We start from the raw sequence: 2923 nt of genomic DNA, 5'->3' as shown, positions 1-2923 counted from the left end.
GTATACTATCGCGGAGCAATTATTAAATGAAATATTCATTGATTTTCCGGAGGACAAAGAAACACTGCTAAATCTTGCCAATCTGTATTTGATCACCAAAAATTCAGAACGTGCAAAAAGCGCTTATTTACAATTGGTAAAGAACCCGTTAGACTCTATTGTAGCGCTTAATGGTATTGCACTTGCCTCACATATCGGAAAAAATGATAAAGAAGCATTGAATATAGCACGTATTGCACGAACTAAGGTTGCAACGGTCAATGATAGCGTACTAGCGAACCAGACGAATGAACGGTATATTCAGGCCCTGATCTGGAATAGCAAGTATAGGGAAGCAGATAAACAAATAGACAGTTTGGAAAAAAGCGCGCCAAACCAGAATTGGGTAAAAGCACTAAGAGCAACCTTAGGAATGTATACAGCCAATTTTAAGAGCAGTCTTGACTCCTATGATGCTATTCTATTGAATGATAGTACGTCCTTTGATGGGAACCTGGGAATGGCAAATGCCTTGTTTGCTTCAGACAGGATCATACCTGCCTATGAGGCAGCTTATAAAACTTTATCGCATTACGAAAACCAGGCAGATGCCCAGGGATTTGTAGAGAAATTGAATTCACTGCATACGCCTATGCTGGAGGAGAAAGCCTTTTACACCTTTGATAATGGTAAAAATGTAGCAGTTGGAAATCAGATAAGTGGCAGCCTGCCGTTTTCGACAAAATTCAGAACAACATTTTCATATCAGTTCAGGAATACGGAAAATACCATTTCTCAGAACAAGGCTACTTCACATGTTGTATTGGCCGGTGCTGAGTACAAAGTGTTCCCGCAGACCAAATTAAAAACTGTCATCGGATTTAATAACGCCAGCTTTGGAGACAGATCATATACCCAACCCATCCTGGATGCACGATTTCAATTACAACCAATGCGACTTCAGAATTTGGAGATAGGGTATCAGAGAGAAGTTCAGAATTTTAATGCAGACCTTATAGAGCGTGAGATCGTCATGAATCATTATGGCCTTAATTATAATGTAAGTTCGAATTTTAATTTGGGATGGTATACCCAGCTAATGCATACAAGGCAAACCGATGGTAATACCAGGAATCTGATCTTTACCTCCTTATATTATAATGTATTGAAAAGTCCGGTATTAAAGGTTGGGGTCAACTATCAATATATTGCTTTTAAAGACCAGCTGCCAAGTATCTATTTTAGTCCGGAGCAGTATCACGCCACGGAGGTTTTCGCCGATATCAGAGGATCATTCTCAGAAAAGACGAGGTATATGCTAAGTGGAGCAACAGGCTTTCAAAAGGTAGAAAGTGACGATCAGTCTGCCATCTTTAGGATAGAGGCACAATTAAAGCATCAATTTACCAATAGGTTGGGGGTTGATCTATACGGAAAGTATAGCAATATTGCTTCGGCCACCGCAGCCGGCTTTGAATTCACTGAGATCGGAATTAAAGTAAAGTGGGCAATTACAAAGGCACCTTTATTCAATAAGAAACTTCTTGCCCTGAAGTAAAATTTACAACAAGTTTAATCGTCGCATCAACTCGGGTCGGTTAGACCTGCTAATAGGGATCACATTCTTTTCAATGAGGACACTATTATCTTCAATATCACTGATCTTAGTAAAGTTGATAATAAACGATCGATGTATCTGCAAAAAAAGTTCTTCCGGAAGCTTTTCCTTGATCTTCTTTAAAGTATTATGGACCCTGTGGGTCTCTTTTGTGGTCTTCACATCTATATAATCGCCTTTTGCCTCTATAAACAAGATCTCATCAAAGGTTAGCTTAATTAGTCGTCTGTCTATGTTGATATACAGATCTTCACCAACCCCGGATGTATTCCCTTCAGAAGCGCTTAATGCAGGTTGTTTCTCCAAGGAATTCTTTACTTTTTGAATAGATTTTGCAAACCGTTCCGGTGAGATAGGTTTTACCAGATAATCTACAATAGCTTCATACTCATATGCCTCAATGGCAAAATTGGTATCGGAAGTGGTAAGAACAATTTTAGGAGGATTCTTAAGTGTTTGAACAAAATCGAATCCGGTGAACCCCGGCATATGGATATCCAGAAAAACAAGATCTATCGTCTGCTGATTCAGGAACTTAATAGCATCTATAGCGTTGGGAAACTCTTCAATAACATCCAATTCAGGATACGAAGTACATAACTGGGCTACAATAGCCCTGGCAGCAGCTTCATCGTCAATAATAATACAGGTCATGTTTAAATGGTATTTAGGTAGGATTCTATAGTATCTAAAATGCTTGTAAATTTAGGTGCTAGGCTGGTATCTCCTTTTTTTAGCTCTTCTTCATAGGTCACAGACAGGCCATATGCTTCTTCCAGACCTAAAATATTGAGCTTGTGTTTTAATTTATGAACTATCAATGCCGTCTCATTTGTTTTTGAGGCATTGAGTGAGTTGTAATATTCTTCTTTTTCGATCGGAAATTCATCCTTTAAGATAGCAATAAATTTATTTTTAAAAACCTCATCGTTCCCAGCTAATTTCTCTATGTATGTCAAATTTGGCTGCTCCATCCTTATTTTTTTAAGGTAAAATAAAAAGTAGTTCCTTCTCCAACCGTACTATCTAACCAGATCTCTCCGTCATAAAGGTCCACGATCTTTTTAACAATGGAAAGGCCTATCCCGGTGGAGCGTTCCTTCGTGCCAATGGACTGAAAGATCTTAAATATTTTTTCATGATATTCTTTTGGGATTCCCGTCCCATTGTCTTTAATATAGAATTCCCAATGGTCCTTTTTCTCGGTAACATCAATGGCTACAATACCCTCTGCCTTGTCAATATTAATAACGGCATTACTGATCAAATTTTGAAATAGTTGATGCATTTTGGTAGCATCTGCCTGTAAGATGGGTAGCGGATTCA

4 protein-coding genes are annotated in these 2923 nt (G+C 38.5%); 1 reads left to right on the top strand and 3 read right to left on the bottom strand.

What is annotated here, in order from left to right; translation table 11 throughout:
• Window positions 1-1537 (top strand): tetratricopeptide repeat protein (locus WBM49_RS00505; RefSeq protein ID WP_424370098.1); only part of this gene is annotated, 1537 nt, incomplete at its 5' end.
• A gap of 3 nt (window positions 1538-1540) precedes the next feature.
• On the opposite strand, the gene WBM49_RS00500 is transcribed toward WBM49_RS00505, so the two are convergent.
• The 3 genes from WBM49_RS00500 to WBM49_RS00490 all read right to left on the bottom strand — a co-directional run.
• On the bottom strand, window positions 1541-2251 hold the full coding sequence (locus WBM49_RS00500) for a LytR/AlgR family response regulator transcription factor (protein WP_424370097.1): 711 nt from the start codon (window positions 2249-2251) through the stop codon (window positions 1541-1543).
• Window positions 2252-2253: 2 nt separating this feature from the next.
• Entirely contained in the window at window positions 2254-2571 is a 318-nt protein-coding gene (locus tag WBM49_RS00495) for an Hpt domain-containing protein (protein WP_424370096.1), read from the bottom strand.
• A gap of 2 nt (window positions 2572-2573) precedes the next feature.
• Window positions 2574-2923 (bottom strand): sensor histidine kinase (locus WBM49_RS00490; RefSeq protein ID WP_424370095.1); only part of this gene is annotated, 350 nt, incomplete at its 5' end.

The organism is Muriicola sp. (assembly GCF_049669965.1).
GTDB lineage: Bacteria > Bacteroidota > Bacteroidia > Flavobacteriales > Flavobacteriaceae > Muriicola.
The sequence above is the reverse complement of the archived record's forward strand: the minus strand, read 5'-3'. Positions and strand labels throughout refer to the sequence as shown.